This is a genomic window from Haemophilus haemolyticus, from assembly GCF_003493685.1.
Lineage (GTDB): Bacteria > Pseudomonadota > Gammaproteobacteria > Enterobacterales > Pasteurellaceae > Haemophilus > Haemophilus haemolyticus_O.
In genome coordinates this window covers 185,917-208,199 of the sequence record NZ_QQJW01000002.1, presented here as the reverse complement: position 1 = coordinate 208,199, position 22,283 = coordinate 185,917, and the positions used below count along the sequence as shown (strand labels likewise).

General features: G+C 38.5%; 17 protein-coding genes. 8 read left to right on the top strand and 9 right to left on the bottom strand.

Features of this window, described 5'->3' with window-relative positions; translation table 11 throughout:
- Window positions 1-661: 661 nt before the first annotated feature.
- A complete protein-coding gene (gene ilvC, locus DV434_RS03315) occupies window positions 662-2,140 on the top strand; it encodes a ketol-acid reductoisomerase (RefSeq protein ID WP_118785511.1) in 1,479 nt (492 codons plus the stop codon).
- A 113-nt stretch (window positions 2,141-2,253) separates the two neighbouring features.
- Here the strand turns inward: ilvC and glpX are convergent, their stop codons facing one another.
- Window positions 2,254-3,267 (bottom strand): class II fructose-bisphosphatase, encoded by a 1,014-nt coding sequence (gene glpX / locus DV434_RS03310; protein WP_118785510.1) that lies wholly within the window; start codon window positions 3,265-3,267, stop codon window positions 2,254-2,256.
- 161 nt (window positions 3,268-3,428) lie between these two features.
- Between glpX and DV434_RS03305 the strand changes: the two genes are divergently transcribed.
- The 3 genes from DV434_RS03305 to dtd all read left to right on the top strand — a co-directional run bounded on the left by DV434_RS03305 (window position 3,429) and on the right by dtd (window position 4,626).
- On the top strand, window positions 3,429-3,647 hold the full coding sequence (locus DV434_RS03305) for a cell division protein ZapB (RefSeq protein ID WP_005629924.1): 219 nt from the start codon (window positions 3,429-3,431) through the stop codon (window positions 3,645-3,647).
- 107 nt (window positions 3,648-3,754) lie between these two features.
- The gene (mioC, locus tag DV434_RS03300) at window positions 3,755-4,195 is read left to right on the top strand and encodes an FMN-binding protein MioC (protein ID WP_118811466.1); all 441 of its coding nucleotides are present in this window, start codon (window positions 3,755-3,757) and stop codon (window positions 4,193-4,195) included.
- Complete coding sequence (gene dtd, locus DV434_RS03295; protein WP_118811465.1) at window positions 4,192-4,626, top strand: D-aminoacyl-tRNA deacylase; 435 nt, start codon at window positions 4,192-4,194, stop codon at window positions 4,624-4,626. Before mioC ends, dtd begins: the two co-directional genes overlap by 4 nt.
- A gap of 525 nt (window positions 4,627-5,151) precedes the next feature.
- Here dtd and ispF read toward each other — a convergent pair.
- Genes ispF through ftsB form a run of 3 tightly spaced genes read right to left on the bottom strand, consistent with a single transcriptional unit; the run spans window position 5,152 to window position 6,580 of the window.
- On the bottom strand, window positions 5,152-5,628 hold the full coding sequence (ispF, locus tag DV434_RS03290; RefSeq protein WP_021034585.1) for a 2-C-methyl-D-erythritol 2,4-cyclodiphosphate synthase: 477 nt from the start codon (window positions 5,626-5,628) through the stop codon (window positions 5,152-5,154).
- Window positions 5,625-6,302: a 2-C-methyl-D-erythritol 4-phosphate cytidylyltransferase gene (gene ispD, locus DV434_RS03285; protein ID WP_118811464.1), complete on the bottom strand. Its 678-nt coding sequence runs from the start codon at window positions 6,300-6,302 to the stop codon at window positions 5,625-5,627. Before ispD ends, ispF begins: the two co-directional genes overlap by 4 nt.
- Window positions 6,302-6,580: a cell division protein FtsB gene (gene ftsB / locus DV434_RS03280; RefSeq protein WP_005627159.1), complete on the bottom strand. Its 279-nt coding sequence runs from the start codon at window positions 6,578-6,580 to the stop codon at window positions 6,302-6,304. Before ftsB ends, ispD begins: the two co-directional genes overlap by 1 nt.
- 227 nt (window positions 6,581-6,807) lie before the next feature.
- On the opposite strand from ftsB, the gene hel reads away from it, so the two are divergent.
- A complete protein-coding gene (hel, locus tag DV434_RS03275; protein WP_118811463.1) occupies window positions 6,808-7,632 on the top strand; it encodes a lipoprotein e(P4) in 825 nt (274 codons plus the stop codon).
- A 164-nt stretch (window positions 7,633-7,796) separates the two neighbouring features.
- Window positions 7,797-8,480: an rRNA large subunit pseudouridine synthase E gene (locus DV434_RS03270; protein WP_192882516.1), complete on the top strand. Its 684-nt coding sequence runs from the start codon at window positions 7,797-7,799 to the stop codon at window positions 8,478-8,480.
- 63 nt (window positions 8,481-8,543) lie between these two features.
- Here DV434_RS03270 and ppx read toward each other — a convergent pair whose 3' ends face one another.
- From ppx to slyD, 4 genes are all read right to left on the bottom strand, one after another.
- Window positions 8,544-10,073, bottom strand: a complete 1,530-nt coding sequence (gene ppx, locus DV434_RS03265; protein WP_118811461.1) for an exopolyphosphatase — start codon at window positions 10,071-10,073, stop codon at window positions 8,544-8,546.
- Window positions 10,074-10,080: 7 nt separating this feature from the next.
- Window positions 10,081-13,977 carry an autotransporter assembly complex protein TamB gene (tamB, locus tag DV434_RS03260; RefSeq protein WP_118811460.1) on the bottom strand — a complete coding sequence of 1,299 codons (3,897 nt, stop codon included), beginning with the start codon at window positions 13,975-13,977 and terminating at the stop codon, window positions 10,081-10,083.
- 9 nt (window positions 13,978-13,986) lie between these two features.
- Window positions 13,987-15,723 (bottom strand): autotransporter assembly complex protein TamA, encoded by a 1,737-nt coding sequence (gene tamA / locus DV434_RS03255; protein ID WP_118811459.1) that lies wholly within the window; start codon window positions 15,721-15,723, stop codon window positions 13,987-13,989.
- Between the two features lie 152 nt (window positions 15,724-15,875).
- Window positions 15,876-16,502, bottom strand: coding sequence for a peptidylprolyl isomerase (gene slyD, locus DV434_RS03250; RefSeq protein WP_118811458.1), 627 nt, complete (start codon window positions 16,500-16,502; stop codon window positions 15,876-15,878).
- Between the two features lie 229 nt (window positions 16,503-16,731).
- Here slyD and DV434_RS03245 point away from each other — a divergent pair, with 229 nt between their 5' ends.
- Both DV434_RS03245 and DV434_RS03240 read left to right on the top strand, forming a co-directional pair.
- On the top strand, window positions 16,732-18,738 hold the full coding sequence (locus tag DV434_RS03245; protein WP_118811457.1) for a site-specific DNA-methyltransferase: 2,007 nt from the start codon (window positions 16,732-16,734) through the stop codon (window positions 18,736-18,738).
- Window position 18,739: 1 nt separating this feature from the next.
- Entirely contained in the window at window positions 18,740-21,712 is a 2,973-nt protein-coding gene (locus tag DV434_RS03240) for a type III restriction-modification system endonuclease (protein WP_118811456.1), read from the top strand.
- 69 nt (window positions 21,713-21,781) lie between these two features.
- On the opposite strand, the gene rraB is transcribed toward DV434_RS03240, so the two are convergent.
- Entirely contained in the window at window positions 21,782-22,198 is a 417-nt protein-coding gene (gene rraB, locus DV434_RS03235) for a ribonuclease E inhibitor RraB (RefSeq protein ID WP_118811455.1), read from the bottom strand.
- Between the last annotated feature and the right edge of the window lie 85 nt (window positions 22,199-22,283).

The window sequence follows — 22,283 nt, the reverse complement described above, 5'->3', positions numbered from 1 at the left end:
GAGTCAGGGTTTCGCCTGACGGCGACCTACTTTTTCTTTGCTCGTGCAAAGCAAAAGTAGGCAAAAAGAAAACACGCCCTACTTTGCCTTATTTCCTGAAAAATTGGAAATTTGCTTAACGGAAATTTTCTGAACTCGCTACGCTCAGACAGACAAAAATTTCCTACAAATTTCCAATTTTTCAGGCGGCAAAGAAGGGAGCTAATTTGTTCTTTCTTCAATTTAAAGTGCGGGTAAAATTTAGCGTATTTTAAAAAAATACCAGAAAACTAACCGCACTTTTTAATAACGCTCTGATATATTCTGATCCCCATATAAATCGCCTTTGCGACTTTCAATTTTCAGGCAATTTGCGTCTGTTTGAGCATAGCGAGTTCAGCAAATTGCCGTTAAGAAAATTGAAACAAAGCAAAGAACTGCGATTTAATTGGGGCGTGTTTTCTTTGCCTACTTTCTTTTACACGAGTAAAAGAAAGTAGGTCGCTCATCGAGCGAAATACGATGCAATTCACAAAAAACAAAATAATTGCATAAATCGCAACATTACATTCCCATAATATCACTTTACGCAACAACAAAAAATCTTATAATCAAACCACAACAAAAAATATGCAAACACAACATCATACAATTATTCACCTTACACAATTAAGGATAAAAAATGGCTAACTATTTCAACACATTAAATTTACGTCAAAAATTAGACCAATTAGGTCGTTGTCGTTTTATGGATCGCGAAGAATTTGCAGATGAAGCAAACTTCTTAAAAGGCAAAAAAATCGTTATCGTAGGCTGTGGTGCACAAGGTTTAAACCAAGGTTTGAATATGCGTGACTCTGGCTTAGATATTAGCTATGCCTTACGCCCTGAAGCAATTGCAGAAAAACGTGCATCATTCCAACGTGCAACCGAAAATGGTTTTAAAGTGGGTACTTATGAAGAATTAATTCCAACTGCAGATTTAGTCGTAAACTTAACTCCAGACAAACAACACTCTAAAGTGGTTGCTGATGTCATGCCTTTAATGAAAAAAGACTCTGCATTTGGTTATTCACACGGTTTTAATATTGTTGAAGTAGGCGAAGAAATCCGTAAAGACATTACAGTTGTGATGGTTGCGCCAAAATGCCCGGGTACTGAAGTACGTGAAGAATACAAACGTGGTTTCGGTGTGCCAACATTAATCGCAGTTCACCCTGAAAATGACCCAAAAGGCGAAGGCATGGCGATCGCAAAAGCTTGGGCTGCTGCAACTGGTGGTCATAAAGCGGGTGTTTTAGAATCTTCATTCGTGGCAGAAGTAAAATCTGACTTAATGGGTGAGCAAACTATCCTTTGCGGTATGTTACAAGCAGGTTCTATCGTATGTTATGACAAATTAGTGGCAGACGGTAAAGATCCAGCATACGCAGGTAAATTAATCCAATACGGTTGGGAAACCATTACCGAAGCGTTAAAACAAGGCGGTATCACATTAATGATGGATCGCCTATCAAACAGCGCAAAATTACGTGCATTTGAACTTGCTGAACAAATCAAAAAAAGCCTTGGTTTCTTATACTACAAACACATGGATGACATCATTAGCGGTCACTTCTCTGCAACAATGATGGCTGACTGGGCAAATGGCGACAAAGACTTATTCGCGTGGCGTGAAGCAACAGGTAAAACAGCCTTTGAAAATGCGCCAAAATATGATGGCAAAATTAGCGAACAAGAATACTTTGATAACGGCGTATTAATGATCGCAATGGTAAAAGCTGGCGTAGAATTAGCTTTTGAAGCAATGGTTGCTAGCGGTATTTATGAAGAATCAGCTTACTATGAATCACTTCACGAATTACCATTAATTGCGAACACCATCGCACGTAAACGCTTATATGAAATGAACGTAGTAATTTCTGATACTGCAGAATATGGTAACTACTTATTCTCTAACGTAGCGACTCCAATTCTTGCAAAAGAAATTATCCCTAACCTTCAAAAAGGTGACTTGGGCGAGCCTACTCCAGCAGCGGAAATCGATAACATCACCTTACGCGATGTAAACGATGCAATTCGCAACCACCCTGTTGAATTAATCGGTCAAGAATTACGTGGTTATATGACGGATATGAAACGTATCTCAGTTGCTGGTTAATACTGAATTAAACTAAAACGACTTTGTGAATGCAAAGTCGGTTTTTTTTATTCTTTAATCAATTTTTAAACCAAAAGTGCGGTGAAAATTCACCGCACTTTTGTTTGCCCCAACTAAATATTCAAAATCTTATAAATTTCAGAATCTTTACGATCTAGATAATGAATGGATTGGATTTTACGAATTGTGCGAGATTTTCCACGAATTAAAATTGTTTCAGTGCTGGCTAAATTGCCCTTTCGTGAGATACCTTTAAGCAAATCGCCATTGGTGATACCTGTTGCGGTAAATACTAGGTTATCATCACGCACAAGATCTTCAAGTTTTAACACTTCATTGATTTTTACGCCCAATGCTTCACAACGCTGAATTTCATCAGCAGCAATTTTTTTATTTTCTTCGGTATCACCTTTTACTTCGTTACGAGGAAGCAAACGAGCTTGCATATCGCCACCTAATGCACGAATTGCCGCTGCAGCAGCCACACCTTCTGGTGCGCCACCGATTCCGTAAAGAAGATCGACTTCGGCATCAGGCAAACAGCACAATACGGAACCAGCTACATCACCATCAGGGATCGCCATCACTCTCACACCCAAGTTATGCATTTGTTTAATTACCGCATCATGACGTGGTTTTGCCAATACCATTACGGTGAGATCAGAAAGGGATTTTCCTAGCTTAGATGCGACACGGCGAAGATTTTGTTCTAGTGGCAAAGTTAAATCAATCATGCCTTTAACATCTGGGCCAACCACCAATTTTTCCATATACATATCTGGTGCTTTTAAAAAGGTATTTCTACCGCCAGCAGCCAAGACAGAAATAGCATTAGACTGACCCATTGCGGTCATACGCGTGCCATCAATAGGATCAACGGAGATAGAAACCAATTCTCCCATGCCAGAACCGACTTTTTCACCAATATAAAGCATTGGTGCTTCATCAATTTCCCCTTCACCAATCACGATTTCAGCATCCATATGAATTAAGTTCAGCATATAACGCATGGCTTTCACTGCTGCATCGTCAGCTGCATTTTTATCCCCTCGACCCAGCCACATATGAGCCGCTAACGCAGCCGCCTCAGTCACACGTGAAAATTCAATAGCCAATGCGCGATTCATCATTATTCTCCTTCCGGCTTACTTTTCTAGATCATGGCAAAATGACCTTATTCTATCACCACGTAATCGTTTGCATAATAATTTTTTCTACAACGCTTTAAAAAGGCAAATTTACTGGGTAAAATACTCTCAAACTTACCCATATTTAAAAGGAAATCATTATGTCTTTAGAAATTTTAAACCAGCTTGAAGAAAAAATTAAACAAGCGGTAGAAACTATCCAATTACTTCAATTAGAAGTTGAAGAATTAAAAGAGAAAAACGCAGAATCTCACAGAAATATCGAAAGTTTACAAACTGAAAACGAACAACTGAAAAACGAACACCGCAACTGGCAAGAACATATTCGTTCATTGCTTGGCAAATTCGATAACGTTTAATCGTAATAAAAGGCTTAGAAAATCTAAGCCTTTTTATTTTAATCATTTCAAAAATATTTTTTACTTTTCCCTGTGTTAGGGAATAAAAATAAATACAGGATAATCAAATGCACATTTGCATTCTCTCTGGCAGCACTTTAGGTGGCGCAGAATATGTTGCCGAACATTTAAACAATGTTTTAGAAACTCAAGGTTTTTCTACCGCTCTTTTTCACGGACCAAGTCTATCCGATATCGAAAATGAAAAAATTTGGCTTGTTGTGACTTCAACTCATGGTGCAGGCGAGTTGCCAGATAATTTAAAACCTCTATTTGATGAATTAGCTAAAAATCAAAGCGATTTTTCAAATGTTCGCTTTGCGGTCGTTGGATTGGGTAATTCTGATTATGATACTTTTTGCTATGCAGCGGACAAAGTAGAGCAAACTCTCCAAGAAAAAAATGCGGTCAAAATTTGCGAGACTTTAAAAATTGACGTGTTAAACGTGGATGATCAAGAAGGCTATGCTGAAGCATGGTTACCGAATTTTATTGAGGGATTAAAATGATTGCCTTAATCCAGCGTGTAACCCAAGCGAAAGTTGATGTAAACGGTGAAACAATCGGGAAAATTGGCAGAGGTTTGCTGGTTTTGCTTGGTGTAGAAAAAGAAGATAATCAAGAAAAAGCGGATAAACTTGCTGAAAAAGTGCTTAATTATCGAATTTTCAGTGATGAAAATGACAAAATGAACTTAAATGTTCAACAAGCACAAGGTGAATTACTTATTGTTTCACAATTCACATTAGCGGCAGATACACAAAAAGGTTTGCGTCCAAGTTTTTCAAAAGGTGCATCCCCAGCATTGGCTAATGAATTATATGAATACTTTATCCAAAAATGCAGTGAGAAATTACCTGTTTCAACAGGGCAATTTGCAGCGGATATGCAAGTGAGCTTAACAAACGATGGTCCAGTTACGTTTTGGTTAAACGTATAAATAAGAACGGTTGAGTTAGTAATAAGACAAGATTTTTGAATTTTAGAAAATTAAGCACGCTAAATAGCTTAACTAATGGAATATCTGCGTTAAACGTACATATTCCATTAGCCAACGTCAACTAACAACATAGCACCTAACAACAAGGTTGGTGAGCAAAAAGGCGAACTGAAGCCCTCCATTGCTCCCTCGTCCATAAATGGACGTTTCCTCTCACCAATGGCCACTTATTAATAACAAGGGTGAATTATCACCGTTGCCATTTCACTGATTAGGGATAATCGGGAATGTCAGACAACAGCCCGCCAAACCCAATAGGCAAAGTGCACAGCGCAATGCCAAATGGCACAAACATCCATTCTTGCGCCTAAATCTTTTCATTTATAGTCTGTGTTATCAGCTACAAACTCACTGTACAAGAATATGGTATGCCTTTTCCTAGGTTAAAACTGTGATCTAGATCACAAAAATAAAAATGCGGTGAAATTCTTTTAAAAATTTCACCGCACTTTTAAGAATAAACAATTATTGTCGGATTAAAAGGGCAACAGCTTCACAAGCGATCCCTTCTTGTCTTCCGGTAAAGCCTAATTTTTCGGTAGTCGTTGCTTTCACATTGACTTGCTCAATATCGCATTGTAGGTCTTCAGCTATTTTGGCACGCATGGCATCAATATGTGGGCGCATTTTAGGTGCTTGTGCAATGATAGTGACATCGACATTACCTATTTTATATCCCTTTTCTTGCACTTGACGAAATGCTTCACGCAATAGCCCACGACTATCCGCATTTTTATATTGCATATCCGTATCAGGGAAAAGCTTTCCAATATCACCTAGAGCCGCTGCACCCAAGATAGCATCGGTTAAGGCATGTAATGCCACATCGCCATCAGAGTGCGCAATAAACCCAGTATGATAAGGTACTTCTACGCCGCCAATAATTAATGGGCGATCTTCACCAAACGCATGAACATCAAAACCGTGTCCAATTCTGATCATAATTTATTCCTTGTTAAATAAAATTCTGCCAATGCTAAATCTTCTGGACGAGTCACTTTTAAATTATCGCTACGCCCAGCCACCAAGTGCGGTCGAAATCCTGCCAGTTCCATTGCCGATGCCTCATCCGTTATATTCGCACCTTGTTGAATCCCTATGGAAAGCGCATTTCTTAATATATCTACTGGGAAAAACTGTGGTGTCATCGCTTGCCAAAGTTGACGACGATCTTCTGTTTTCACAATGCATTGCTGATGATCCGCCCGTTTAATCGTATCCGTTGCTGGAATTGCCAAAATGGCACCCTGTTTATCTTCAATCGCTAGCAATTTATCAATGTCGGCGTGTTGTAAACAAGGACGAGCAGCATCATGAACAAGCACCCACGCATCTTTTTCCTCAATCGCATTTAAACCATTTAATACGGATTCAGCTCGAGTTGCGCCCCCCTCCACTAACTGAATTTTAGGGGTGAGTGATAGCTTAGCAATATAAGGATCATCTTTGCTCACCGCCAAAATAATTTTAGATACGGCAGGATGAGAAAGCATAACATCAAGTGTGTGTTCGAGCAGTGTTTTGCCAAGTAGCGTTAAATATTGTTTCGGTTTATTCGCTTGCATTCGCGAGCCCACACCAGCTGCCGGCAATACCGCAATAATTGAACGAGCCATTATTTATTCTCTTTCACAATGTGATAAAACACTTCGTTTTCTTTTACCATGCCATGCTGCATTCGCGCACGTTCTTCAATGGCCTCAAAGCCTTTGGTTAATCCTTGAATCTCCGCATTAATACGCTGGTTGCGCTGAGACAGTTTTTCATTTTCCGCTTGGTTTTCTACAATCTTTGCGGCAGTATCGCGGTAATCGAAGAAACCATTACGGCCAAACCATAAGTCATATTGAAACAAAGCTAATACGGCAAAAAGAATGAGAATAAGAAGTCGCATAAAAATGTTGGTGATGAATAAAATTGCGGTTAGTTTACCGTGAAAAGGGGGGAAAGGCGATAGGATAAAAAAAGAAAGTGCGGTAAGTTTTACATCTAAATCTCGCGTTAAAAATGTGACGAACATCACAAATTTAATAGAATTATCAAGAAAACACCCCAAAAAATAAAAAAGGCTTGCTATACTCTCCCCGTTTTTACTAACCCTAAAGTTAAAAGGAATATAACATGAAAACAACTTTAAAAATGACCGCACTTGCAGCACTTTCTACTCTTGTTTTATCTGGCTGTGGCGTACACAAAATGAAGTCAGAAGAACATGCAAATATGCAATTACAACAACAAGCAGTGCTTGGCTTAAACTGGATGCAAGATTCTGGCGAATATAAAGCATTAGCTTATCAAGCCTACAATGCGGCAAAAGTAGCGTTTGACCACGCAAAAGTGGCAAAAGGTAAGAAAAAAGCGGTTGTGGTTGATTTAGATGAAACTATGTTAGATAACAGCCCTTATGCTGGCTGGCAAGTTCAAAATAACAAACCATTCGATGGTAAAGATTGGACTCGTTGGGTAGACGCGCGTCAATCTCGTGCCGTTCCAGGTGCGGTAGAATTTAACAATTACGTAAACAGCCACAAAGGTAAAATGTTCTACGTAACAAACCGCAAAGATAGCTCTGAAAAAGCAGGCACTATCGATGATATGAAACGTTTAGGTTTCAATGGCGTGGAAGAATCTGCATTTTATTTGAAAAAAGACAAATCAGCTAAAGCGGCTCGTTTTTCAGAAATTGAAAAACAAGGCTATGAAATCGTACTTTATGTAGGCGATAACTTAGATGACTTCGGTGATACCGTATATGGCAAATTAAACGCGGACCGCCGTGCATTCGTTGATCAAAACCAAGGCAAATTTGGTAAAACTTTCATCATGTTACCTAACGCAAACTACGGTGGCTGGGAAGGCGGTTTAGCTGACGGGTATTTCAAAAAAGATACACAAGGCAAAATTAAAGCTCGTTTAGATGCAGTACAAGCTTGGGATGGTAAATAATTTTCCATTAAAAAATCGATTATGAAAATTTAGTTTGGGGGCTAAGCTCAGTTTTACTGGCTTAGCCTTTTTAGTTTTTTAAATTAACTCAAGTAATCATCATTACTACAGCTTGAAGTTTTGCTATGATGTTGCAAGCCTTTCAAAATAGAAATCATAAGTTAATGAAGAAAAATTTTTCGGCAGGAAAATTGCTGTCTAAAGGAAAAAGTGCGGTTAATTTTCACCGCACTTTTAAGCCAAAATCAAAACCTAAAACGCTGTCGTTGGATGAAACCAAGGTCGTGTTATTCAATAAACCTTTTGATGTGCTCACGCAATTTACCGACGAACAAGGACGCGCAACCTTAAAAGATTTTATCTCAATTCCAAATGTTTATGCGGCAGGTCGATTAGATAGGGACAGTGAAGGGTTACTGATTTTAACTAATAATGGCGAATTACAACATCGTTTGGCAGATCCCAAATTTAAAACAGAAAAAACCTACTGGGTGCAAGTCGAAGGCATCCCTGAAGAAACCGATTTAGCACAACTCAGAAAAGGTGTAGAACTCAAAGATGGCATGACAAAACCCGCTCAAGTGCGGTTAATTTCAGAGCCAAATTTATGGGAACGCAATCCACCTATCCGAGAGCGAAAAAATATTCCTACAAGCTGGTTAGAAATTAAGATTAGTGAAGGACGCAACCGCCAAGTGCGAAGAATGACTGCGCATATTGGTTTTCCCACTTTACGATTAGTGAGAGTGAGTATGGGCTCATTATCTATTAATGGATTAGAAAATGGCTCATTTAGATTATTATCATTGGATGAAATAAAAGCGTTATTTCAGACCGTCAAATTATAAAAATAGGGCAAGTATTTAGCTTGCCCTAAATTTTTCGCTCACAAACATTGAGCAGAAAGATGATTAATAAAAAACTAAACTGCTTTCAAACTCTTTCAGAAGATTACTTTCAGCTCGCAATTCATTCCAAATTAACGGGTTACGGTCTAAGTATCCGTTTTCAAAATTCAATGTCCAATCATTCAAAGTGCGGTGCATTTCAAGGGTGAAATTTTTTGCAGTTTCTGTTGCTTGACGAGATTTATTGAGAATAACCGCAAGACGAAGCAATCGCATTAAAGCCATCACATCTTGCTCGCTATAACGTGCAAATTTAAAAAATTCAGCAGGTTTAAGCGTGCCAATATGCCAACGCACTAACGCGGTAAGCAAACGTTGCTGTTCACGATCAAACCCGGGTAGTTCCATATTTTGTAAGATATAAGCCGAATGTTTTTGTAAACCTTTGTGATTAATCACAATACCTACTTCATGCAAGCGCGCTGCCCAAAGCAGGATTTCGCGCATTTCTTCAATAAATTTTGTCGATTGCCAATCTTTATATTGTGCACTGAGTAAATTAGCACTATCCGCAACGCGGTGAGCTTGGGCTTGGTCAATATTGAATTGCTCGCTTAACCCCCAAGCTGTGCGCGCTCGAATATCTGCAACTTGGAAGTTTTTCTCTAGGCTATAAATCACGCCTTCGCGCAATGCGCCGTCAGAATAGCGCATTTGTTGAATATGAAAAACTTCAAACACCGCACTTAAAATCGCTAAACCGGGTACAAAAACATCCACGCGGTCTTGGTTTAAACCGTTAATATTTAGCTCAGTAAAATGTTTAGCTTGTAGCGTTTGCTCAATTAAAGCATTTAATCGCTCGGCAGTAATGGTTCCATTTGGATCGAGATTAGTCGCAATGACCTGCGCAACAGTTTTAATCGTCCCCGATGAACCGAGCACAGATTGCCAACCTAATTTGCGATATTCAAATCCTAAATCTTCGATTTTATTGACCGCACTTTGGCGCGCGCGTTGAAAGTTTTCTGGGGAAATGACACCATCGGTAAAAAATTGAGTCGCAAAACTCACGCACCCCATGTGGCGGCTTTCAGCCATAAGCGGCGTGAAATCATCGCCGATAATCATTTCTGTCGAGCCACCACCAATATCCACAACGAGCTTTCTGCCTTTTTCTGGTTGCGTGTGGCATACGCCTGCGTAGATGGTTTTAGCTTCAGTTTGCCCACTAATAATATTAATGGGATAGGGGAAAACCTTGGCTGCTTGACGTAAAAATTCGTCATTATTCACCGCTCTTCGTAACGTATAAGTACCAACTACATTGACATTTTCAACAGGAAATCCTTGTAAACGTTCGGCAAATAAGGCTAAGCAATTTACACCACGCGTGATGGCCTCTTGATTAAGCACCGCATTTTCATCTAAGCCCTCTGCGAGTTTCACTTTTTGTTTTAAGCGAGAAAGTACTTGGATTGAGCCGTTCACAATACGTGCCACAATCATGTGGAAACTGTTTGAACCAAGATCAATCGCGGCGATTTCACGTACATTGCCACGATGCTTGGGTTCTAAAATAGCGTCATTCATAACATTCCTAAAACTCAAATTTATAAAGCAAATCAAACACCTGGTTTGTACTAGAAACGGATTGAAAATAAAGCTGTGGCATTAGGCGATAACGTAATGTGACTTCTGCTAAGCCATCAAATAAACCTACACCATATTTTATTTGTAAGCGATTGGTAATATTTCCACTTACTGTGACCTTAGATTTGTCGCCCACGCCAGATGTGCCAAGGTTTAAGTCTTGAATACCAAAAACTTCGCCAATACTGCCCACTAATTTACCGCTCTTTGAAATGCCTAAACCAATCAATGCTGCGCCAATTGAACCACTGGAGCCAGCTTCACCGCTACTTTCTAACGAACGACCTGTTAATAAATAAGAAAGTGCTTGATCTTGTGGTTTGCTTGGTTCACTGAAAATAGTAACTTCGGGGCTATCAGCTATGCCAATCACTCTCACGCCAGCAGTAATTTTGCTGTCCTCCATTGCTTCAGGATTACGAATAGCCTCAATATTCAATGTAGGTTGTGTCGCTTGACCAGAAAAGCTAATAAGCCCTTTACGAATCAGTAAATCCTGTCCGAAAGAAGCATAGCGACCTTTGATTAAATTGATTTGACCGAATAAACCTAAGTTACCCTTGTCTTGTTTGACGGAAAGTAAACCGCTGAGGTTGGTTTTTAAGCCATAGGCATCAAGGGTAACGTCTTTACCAATATTGATACGTAAATCAGAACGAATATCCATGCCTGATTTTGTTTTTGCCGCAAATTCACGTTTAATCAGTTCTTCTTTGCTCTTATGAGGGCCATTTAAAATAACTTCATCTTCGCTCACTGGCTCAGCTGTGTCTGGTAAGCTATCAATTCTAATTCGCGCCCAAGGAATATCCACTGTTCCGCTTAAATTCAAATCTTTCGGATTCGCTTTCACCGTGATATTTGGACTGAAACGTAGTTTCGCCATAGAAGGAATATCCACGTTGAAATTATTTGCCTGAGCATTTAATTCTGTCGTCCAATGTTCAATATTCGCCCAGTTTGCTCGGCCGGTTAAATTCAAACGACTATCGCTAGTTTCAATTTTTCCCTGTAAGGTGGAATTATTACCGTGGAAATGTACGGCAATATCGCCATCAGTAATATTGACTAGCATGGATTTTAATTTGGTACGAATATTACGAATATTGAAGTTGCCATTTAATAATGGTTTCTCTAAATTCCCGCCGAAACTCAACTTCGAGACTACCTCACCATTCACAGATTCACCGCTAGTAAGTAGCTGATTTGCGATCGACAAGTTTAATCGTTCTATCGCAAGGGTTCCGCCAAGTTGACGATTTTTAGCCAGGTCATTTAAATGAATATCGCCAACAACTCTGCCTTGGTTATACACATTAATGTCTGTTTTTAAAACCAAATTGTTATTTTGAATGTCGGCGTTAAGGGTTAATTTTGGAATATCCAATTTAAACGTACGGTAATCCAATTTTTGAGAGAAGGCTAAATGATTGCCATCTACTTTGGCGCTAAATTGGAATGGTTTATCCGTAAACCAAGCAACATTACCTTGTGCCTGCAAGTTTCCTTTGAGGCTATCTTGTTCGATAAGTTTATTCACTAAATCCAAATTAACACGTTTAAATTGGAAAGGAATATTCCCTTGTTTGCCCACATTGAAAGATTGTGGAAAACATAACTCTACATCTGTATTTTGCCAGCAATGTGAAGCAATATTGGCTTGTGTTTGTTTGTGATCGTAAGACACCGCAATAGCTTGGTTAGATTTTACATCACCAATAGGTGTATCGAATTTTGCTTGGGAAAATGTGCCTTTCCACTGTTCCAAAGTGCGGTCAAAATGGCCGTTAATTTGTAAATTTGCAGCAACAGGCTCACCTTGGGATTTAAGCGTTAACAGATGATTTTGTTCATCGCCAGATAAATCGAGATCAAGTAAACGGAGTTTAACACTTTCACCATAATGAAGTTGCTCCGCCTTAACATTGAATTGCCCTTTAGCTAAAGGATCGCTTTTGATATTCCCTTTCGCGCTCGCTTTAGATAACTGGAAACCTTGCAAGTGTAAATTAGACGAGGTTAAGTCAAGATCAAGATTTGGACTGGTGAACTGGCCAGAAATAGCCGCATGCCCTTTCACATTGCCACTTAAATCAGACCATAAACCACGTAAATTCGGTGCATAAACATCTAATACAAAATCAGAATGGTCGTCTAACACGCCTCTCGCTTTAAGATGATTTTCACCATATCTAACCTGCAAATCAGGCACGGTTAGAAGTACATTTTGATTAAGCGTTGCAGAACCTTTCAAGCTAATTGGTTTTGCAGACAATATTCCATTTAAATCAGCTGTAGGCACTTCCACTTGCCAGCCTTGAGAGCCTGCAAAACCACGTGAATGCAATTTGCCAGATAATGTTGCAGGCATGACAGGTACATAAAAACCGATATTCATTTTTTCTAAATCGGCTTGTACATCCCAGTTTGCTCCCTCTTTCCAGCTTACAGCCCCCGCAAATTCACTTTTACCGTCTAACGAAGCTATCCCCAGTTTATTTACGATGACTTCATAAATTTTACCGTCGGAATTAAGATCCACTTTAGATGCAGGAATATAGTCCATTCCATCTACGCCACCCTTAAGTTCAGCGTGATAATTCAGTAAATCCCCTGTGAGCTTAAGTGTCACATCATTAATTTTGAGTGGCGCCATTGTGTTTACAAAAGCGTATTGTCCTTTTGCCACATTTAATGTGAGGTTTAAGGGCATTTTGTCTTGTGCTAATTGCACTTCGCCATTCAGTTCAGCATCTAATACGCCTTTTGTTTTCAAAGAAAGTGCGGTGGATTTTTTCAATGATCCCGAAAGCGTAAGATCAATATCACTCGCTGGCAGAATTTCTTTTCCATCGGATTTCAACGCCTCCAAATGGGATTTTAAGGTTAAATCTAGTGGCATATCACCATCAAGTTGTAATTTACCTTGTGAATAAAGATTACCCAACGAGCTTTCTACCGCTAATTTTTGTAATTGCAGTTGGTTATCGACAGTATCCGCCTGTGCAATCAGGCTTGGGATTTCAATAGATTGAAGTGTTTCGCCTTTTTCATTCACCGCTTGATAATGCCAGTTTTTGCCTTTAATCGCGGGGACATGTAAATCAAAAGGAAGAATTATTTCTGATACATTGCCTAAAAAAGCAGGCGTTAGAGATTGCTCAATCACATCCCAATCTACAGGCTTATTCGGCTGTCTGGCTTGCGGATCAGGTTTTACTTCGGGCAATTTTTTTGAAATAACTGAAATATCGTTAATTTCAGTCGGCGCAATAGTTAACCCTTTTTCATTATTTAAACTTACCGCACTTTTAAAATGACTGAGAGTAAGATTAGTCTGATCAACATTTACAGATAAATCTTGCACCACCAAATTTTCTGCATTGATACCAATTGGCAAGGAAATGCGTTTCATCGTGCCAGACTTTGAATCATCAGGCGTAGATGGAGGCAGTAATGCTGTATTAATCGCAATCGTCGGTTTATTTAAAGTGAAATCACGTAAACAAACCTCACGTGAAAGCAAACAACCGAAATCAAGCTGTAAACGTGCTTGTGCAATATGAGTATCAATCCCAGCGGTTTGATAACGAACATTATTTAGCACCAAGCCATTTTGTAATCCGCCTTCAATTTGCTCAACGGAAAAACTATCAAGCATTTTATCAGCAAGTTGAATTAAACCTCTTTGCCCCGCATCGAAAGAAAGAGCCCCAGCAACACCTAAAACAGGCACCAAAATGACCGCACTTCCGATACAAACAGCCTTGCGTACCCAATGTTTTTTATTAGGTTTATCAGGTGATTTTGGTGAAGTTTCTGATGGTTGTATTTGTTCTGTCATAAATTCACCTTAAATTTCTGTACCAAGTCCGATGTAAAATTGAATATTTTTGCTGTTATCTTTATCACGAATCGGGGTGGCAATATCAAATTTAATCGCGCCTACTGGTGATGCCCAACGGACACCAACGCCTGCGCCATAACGCAATTCTTTAGTCGTGTAATCATTGGCTGCTAATCCGCTATCTGCGAAGGTCGCCGCCCACCAATTCGGATAAACTTGATATTGATATTCTAAAGAACCCGCAAGTAATCGCGAGCCACCAACCAATTTTCCGTTTTTATTTTTAGGCGCAATTTTTTTATAGCCGTAACCGCGCACACTGCGATCGCCACCAGCAAAGAAACGAAGCGCGGGCGGAATTTTTTCAATATCCTTTGTATGTAAATACCCAACTTCAGCACGAGCAACGATGCGGTGATTTTCCGCATAAGTACGAATCCATGCGCTAGAGGCTTGCACTTTTACGAAAGACGCTTCCGATAACCAAACTTTGTTACCCACATCAAAAGTGATTTTTTGTACGTCGCCCCAAGTTGCAAAAGAACCGCCACGTAATCGGGTACGAGTAAATCCGACCGTTGGATAAAGGAGTAATGTTTTATCGGTTATATCGGCTTGTGTAAAACTGTCGTATCGCGCACGAAGTCCGCCAAAATATTGCCAACCATGCGCGTTGTTCCAATAACGTAACGCGGACAATGTAAGCGCTCTCGTATTGGTATCATTCTCTTTTTCACCTTCCCAACCGACAGAAAAATCATAGTAGTAATTTAATGGATTTTTAAGCAGTGGCATTCGATAAGTTGCCTCAAAAGTTTGTTTTGGTGCAGAGAGATAAAGATTGGTGCGAAAACTATGTCCACGGCTATTAATCCACGGCTTTGTCCAACCTATTTGAGTGTGCACGCCACCATCAGTTGCAAAGCCCACCCCTAGTTCCATCGCATTTTTTTTACGTGGATAAAGAATAATCTCCACATCCACGGTTTTGCTTTTATGATTAACATTAGGTTGAACTAAAACTGAATTAAACCAATTTGAAGATGAAAAATCGCTGGTTAAATCCGATAAGTTATTCATTAAATACGGATCACCAGGTTTGATGTTAAGAATATTATTTAAGTAATCATCACGAATTTGTGAATGGCTAAAAGTAATATTGCCATAATGATAACGAACGCCACTATCAAATAACATTCGCCACCATGCTTGATGGGTTTCTGGGCTGATTTCTAAACGTGAAATTTTAAATTCCCCATCAAAATATCCACGATTTAATGCTAAACGTGAGATCGCTGTTTTGTAATCATCGTAAGTTTGGTGTTCAACCAAAACACCGTCTTTCGGCAAGTTTTTACGTAACGCATCAAAATTTTCATCTTGTGCGGCTTCCCCTTCAATTTGCACATCAGTGCCCGCAATTTTTGTTGGCTCGCCAGGTGTAACATGAGCAATCAACAAATCGTGTTTGCCTTGACGCTGTTTTCGTTCAAAACGCACGGAAGATTCATAATAACCAAACACACGCAAACCACGATCCACAGCTTTGGTCACCAAATGTTGATAGCGTTCAGATCCATCCATTTCGTCTTTGTTAATCAGATGAACATTGAGATCCGTATTACGAACAGCCCGGAAACCACGGATGCCTTGAACTTCAATATCAACGGTTTGTTCCGCAAATGCAGGAAAACAACTTAATGCCAAAAAAAGTGCGGTGAGTTTTAGCGATTTTTTCTTCATTTTAAGGGGCTAAAATTTTTTAAGTAAATTGCGCTATAGTCTACCGAGAAGTTCGTTAGGATCCAATATTTTCAGCGCATTTTGTCGATTTTTTCATAAAAAAATACCGCACTTCATTGCTAAAGTGCGGTAATGTTTTCGGCTGTTTTTAATTAATGACCGCCGCAGCCACAGCTGCCGTGACCATGACCATGTCCGTGCTCGTGACCACCGCCGCAGCATCCGCTATGCTCGTGATCATGATCGTGATGGTGGTGATGACCACCACAGCCACAACCGTGACCCTCTTCGTCATCATCGTGGTGGTGGCTATGTGCACCGTGAACGTGGCCGTGTGCAATTTCTTCTAATGTTGCTTCACGCGTTGCGACAACTTCAACGGTGAAGTGTAATTCTTGACCCGCTAACATGTGATTTCCATCAACCACAACTTCATCGCCATCGATTTCAGTAATCACCACTGGAACAGGACCAATGTCAGTATCCGCTAAGAAACGCATGCCGACTTCAAGCTCATCAACACCTTGGAATACATCTTTTGGTACACGTTGAACCATATTTTCGCTGTATGCACCGTAACCTTCTTCTGGTTGTACACGTACTTCAAATTTGTCGCCTACTTCTTTACCTTCAAGCGCTTTTTCAAGGCCGATCACTAAATTATTGTGGCCTTGTAAATATTCTAGTGGTTGATTCGCTGGAGCTTCATCTACCAATACGCCATCTTGTGTGCGAACTTGGTAAGCAATGCTCACCACTACATTTTTTGCTACTTTCATTATGTTTTCCTTATAAAAAATCCGTTAAAAAAGCTGTATCATTGTAACGAAAATTATTCCTTGCGCAATGCTAAAATTTAATAGCCTTTCATTATTTAACTTTAACAAATTTTAAATTAATGTGGCTTTGTTTTTAAATTTAGACTGTGTTATCAAGGTCAACACTTGCAAAGCTGACCTGTTATACGGCAAAATCAAATAATTATATTAACAAGCAAGCAGAAAAATTATGATCGAAATCACCAAAGAAACCTTGTTTTCATCAAACACCCAAGCTGAAAACGAACAGCTAAGCATATTAAAACGTCATTTCCCAAATTGTTTTGACAAACAAGGCGCATTTTTGCCTGAAAAAATGGCGAAAGCGTTGCAATCAAACGGCATTAAAACAGAAAAAGAAAGCTACAGCCTCAATTGGCTGGGCAAATCCTATGCCAAAATTTTAAAAGACAGGCAGCCTGAAACGCTTTTAGCGGAAGATATTGAACACAACCAAAAACCGGAAAATCAAAATAGCGAAAATATCTTAATTCAAGGCGATAATTTGGAAGTGTTAAAACATCTGAAACACGCTTATAAGAATCAGATCAAGATGATTTACATCGATCCGCCGTACAACACAGGTTCAGACGGTTTTGTTTATCAAGATGACCGAAAATTTACGCCGCAGCAGTTGGTTGAATTGGGTATGGATTTAGAAGAAGCGGAGCGTGTGCTTGAATTTACTGCTAAAAAATCCAATTCACACAGTGCGTGGCTGACGTTTATGTATCCGCGTTTGAAAGTGGCTCACGACTTACTTAAAGATGACGGCGTGATTTTTATCAGCATTGATGATAATGAACAGGCACAGCTTAAACTACTTTGTGATGAAGTGTTTGGGGAAGAGAATTTTGTAGCCTTTTTGTCTGTTGAAAATAACCCAAAGGGACGAAAAAACTCAAAATTTATTTCAGTTTGTAATGATTATTGCCTAATTTATGCTTTAAATTATGATAAAAGTTATTTTGTGGAAAATGTTCCAAAAAATATAAATGATTTAGCTTTAGACGAATTTGGTAATTATGTTCATAACAGTGGAAAACGTGTTTTAGTTGGAGAGAATGACTTTAATAGTTTAGTAAGTAGCTTTAATTCTGAGAAACATTATAGTGTCTATTTTAACACTAGCACTAAAGATTTCATTATAAAAAAAGAATATAAACTAGATGAGATAGACTTAAATCTAACTTCAAACGGATATGCCAGATATATATCATATCAAGGAAATAATTTTGCTGAAAATACTTATACTGCCGAAAAAATCAATCAATTATTTTTAGAAAACGCACTAGAATTTAAAGAAAATAAAATATATGAAAAAAATTTTAGTACAACAATCCGATTAAAAAGCATTCTATCTAATAAAAAATATAAAGGTGTTGTTCAAAATAAAAAAATGGATGTTGAGTTTGATTTTAAAACGACATCAGCAGGTACAATGTTAAAAAACATATTTAAAATAAAAAATGATATTTTTTCAGCTCCTAAAAATATAAATTTTATTCAAACATTAATGACGTTAATTGATGATAAAGATTTAACTATCCTAGACTTTTTCGCAGGTTCAGGCACAACCGCTCACGCAGTAATGCAATTAAATGCTGAAGACAAAGGCAATCGTAAATTTATTTGCGTGCAACTACCCGAACCAACAGACGAAAAATCCGAAGCCTATAAAGCGGGCTATAAAACCATTTTTGACATCACCAAAGCTAGAATTGAAAAAAGTGCGGTTAAAATTCGTCAAGATTTTAAAGAAACAACCGCAGATTTAGGTTTTAAAATTTTCAAAACCGAACCGCACTTTCAGACGGCATTGAATACTGATTTTGATCCACAAATTGATTTTTTACCCAAAACTGATTTAAACGATAAACAACTGCATACGCTCTTAACTACTTGGCGAGTGTTTGACGGTTGTAGGCTGCCTGAAAAAGTGCAAAACATTGATTTAGTAGGTTATACCGCTTATTACTGTCGTCAGCATTTATATTTATTGGCAAGCGGTTTTACATCAGAGAACGTGAAAGCCTTGATTGAACGCTTGGATAACGATAAGGATTTTGTGCCTGAACGCATTGTGTTATTTGGCGAAAATATAGATAGCGTGATGCAAAAAGAATTGGCACAAGCAGTGAAAACCTATGCCAATAAAAAAGGCTTGAACAATTTAAGCGTATTGGCGAGGTATTAAAATGGCAGGTTTTACTTACGAAAAAAATTTGCCCCATCAAGAGCGAGCGATTGAATCCGTTTTGGCAGTGTTTGACCGTGTGCATTTAAATAAAAATGTGCAAACAGATGAAAATCCCTTAATTGAATTTGCAGGCAACCTAAAAACGGATAATTTGCAAAAAATCCAACAAGCCAATAACCTGGGCGATATAGCGTTATCTCATAGCAATGTGCTTGATATTTCAATGGAAACGGGGACAGGCAAAACTTATACCTACACAAAAACGATGTTTGAGCTCAATCGTGTGCTGGGCGTGTTTAAATTTATCGTGGTTGTACCCACTCTTCCCATTAAAGCAGGAACGAAAAACTTTTTGCAAAGCGCGTCGCTTGCAGAACATTTTCGCAAGGATTTTGCAGGGCAATATGGCGAAACAGAAATTGAATTGTATGTGGTAGAAAGCCAAAAAAATAAAGCAAAAAAAGCCTTTATGCCCTCTGAAATTGTGCGTTTTGTGGGGACGGAAGATAAGCAGAAAATTCACGTTTTATTGATTAACGCAGGCATGATTAATTCCGACACAATGGCGGGAAAAGATAAGGGCAATGACGGCAGCCGTTTGATTAAAGATAAGTTTTCTGTGCCCTTTGAGGCCTTGGCTTCAACTAATCCCTTTGTGATTGTTGATGAACCGCATAAGTTTGATAAAAATGGCGTTACTTGGCAAAACATACAAAAATTTAATGCTCAATTTATCTTGCGATATGGGGCAACATTCCCTAGTGTTGAAGTAAATAAAAAAGATGAAAACGGCAAAAATGTTAAAAATGAACAAGGAAAAATTGTTAAATTAACCATACAAAAATATGAAAACTTACTTTATCGATTAAGTGCGATTGATGCGTTTAATGATGATTTAGTAAAAGGCATTCGTGCATTTACTGAACAAATTGACGGCGATAATGGCGAGCGAATTAAACTGATTGATTTAGACGGCAAAGAAGCGACGTTTATTTTAGATAAACAAGCATTTAAGTTAAGTAAAGACGAAAATTTAAACCGTATTCATCAAGCCATTAGCGATTTGTTTGTATCTGAAATGAATAAAAGCGTGCTGGTGTTGAGCAATGGTATTGAATTAAAAAAAGGCGATACCATCAATCCATATTCATACAGCGATACTGTGCGGGATAAAATGATGCGACAAGCAATTAGAGAACATTTTATCTTGGAAAAAGAATTGCTTACGAGAAATGGTGGACGGATTAAACCGCTCACATTATTTTTCATTGATGATATTGCAGGCTATCGTGATGAGAAAAATCAACTTTCAGGCAGCCTAAAAACCGTTTTTGAGCAAATGGTAAAAGCGGAATTAGAACATCGTTTGCAAACAGAAAATGATGAATTTTTACGCCAATATTGGCAAACGGCATTAAACGATATTTCTAAAACACACGGTGGCTATTTTTCGCAGGATAACAGCGATAAAGACGACAAAATCGAGCAAGAAGTAAATGAAATTTTGCACGATAAAGAAACCTTGTTATCGCTTGCTAATCCACGTCGTTTTGTGTTTTCCAAATGGACGTTGCGAGAGGGTTGGGACAATCCTAATGTGTTTCAAATTTGCAAATTGCGTTCTAGCGGCTCTGAAACGAGCAAATTGCAGGAAGTCGGTCGTGGCTTACGTTTACCTGTAAATGAATATATGGCAAGAGTAAAAGATCACGCCTTTTTCTTGAATTATTTTGTGGATAATAGCGAAACGGATTTCGTTAAAAAATTAACTGATGAAGTGAATAGTGCGGTGGTAAAACCGATTGTTTTTACGGCTTTAACTGATGAATTAATTAAGAAAATTCAGACGGCTTATCCTGATCTCAGTAAGAAACAGATTCGCAATCAATTAGCAGATTTAACCGATGACGATGATGTCTTTTTGGAAAATGGCTTTGCTGAAACGAAAAAATTATTTCCAAAAGCCTTTGAAAGTTCAGGCAGCCTGAAAGATGGAAAAATCAAACGTTCAGGTGAAAAAGCTGAAAAAGTGAAAATGCGTATCGCTAAATATGATGAATTAAAAGCCTTATGGGAAATCATTAACCAAAAAGCCTTGTTGCAATACAAAATCAAAGATGAAGATGAATTTTTGAGTTTGTTTATCCGTTATCTGAAAGAAAATGCGGATAAATTTACGGCAACTGGCATACGCACCGTACAAAATAAAATTCGTGTGGATAATGGTTTATTGTCTGCCACTGAAACAAGAAGCCTGAACGATGAAGTTTTTGAACCGATTAATACGCTGAATTATCGTGAGTTTTTATTGAAATTATCGCAAACGGCTTTGATTCAAATGCAGACTTTGCACAAGGCATTTTTTGCGCTTCGTGATGTGTTGGAAATTTCAAACTTCCTGAATGAACGCACGATTCGCACGATAAAAGCAGGGTTTGACCGCTGGTTATTGCTCAATTCCTTTAATGCGTTTGAAGTAGGATTTAGCCGTGTGGGCGGTAGTGTTCACCCAACCAAATTTACGGATAATCAAGGCAATGCGTTGGCAGAAGTGAATGCTTCGGATTTAGGCACACAGTTTGATTCGGGTAGCCCATTGGCTGAATTTTTGTTTGAAAGTGTGTTTTTTGATAGTGAATTGGAACACGCAAACATCACGAAAAATCAAGTAAAAGAAGTAATTGTGTTTACAAAAATCCCAAAAAATTCTATCAAAATCCCTGTGGCAGGCGGCGGTACATACTCGCCCGATTTTGCTTATATTATAAAAACAAGCTCGGGCGACACGTTGAATTTGATTGTAGAAAGCAAAAATGTACCAGACGATCAATCTTTACGTTCGGAAGAGCAGCAAAAAATTAAACACGCAGAAAAATTGTTTAATCTCGTTGCATCGGATACGAAAATTGTGTTCAAAACCCAATTTGAGAAAGATGAAATTGTGAATGTGATAAAAAATGCACAGCAATAATGATGAGTAGTTTGTTTTTCTCATACCTAAAAAATAACCGCACTTATTAAGTGCGGTTAAAAAGAATGATTAATGTACACGAGGATCTTCTTCATCATCAAAAAATTCCCCATCATCACCGTATTCATCGTCATCGGCATTTGGGTCTTCAAAATAAGTGCCCCACCCGTCGTAAATACCCTTATGTTTTTCTAATAACGGAAGGATTTCTTTTTGTTGAGCATCAATAATCTCCGCTTTTAGTTCCACTTCACTGATAATGTCAAAGCAGAAAATAGGTTTGCCGTCATCATCTTCAAATTCTTCTGCTTCGGAAACTTCATAACCGGCTTTAAACGCATCTACCGCGATTTTTTCTAACAAATCAAAATCGTGATGAGCAATGTGATGCTCAATAATGTAAAGCGCGTCCGGGTCACTACCATCGTTAAGTAAATCAGCGATAATTTCACGGGTTTCTGCTTGTAATTCTGCCAATTTTGACATAATAAAATCCTTCAACAAGAACAAAAGTGCGGTTATTTTAGTGGATAAATCACGAAAAGTCGCATAGAATTTCGCACAATTATTT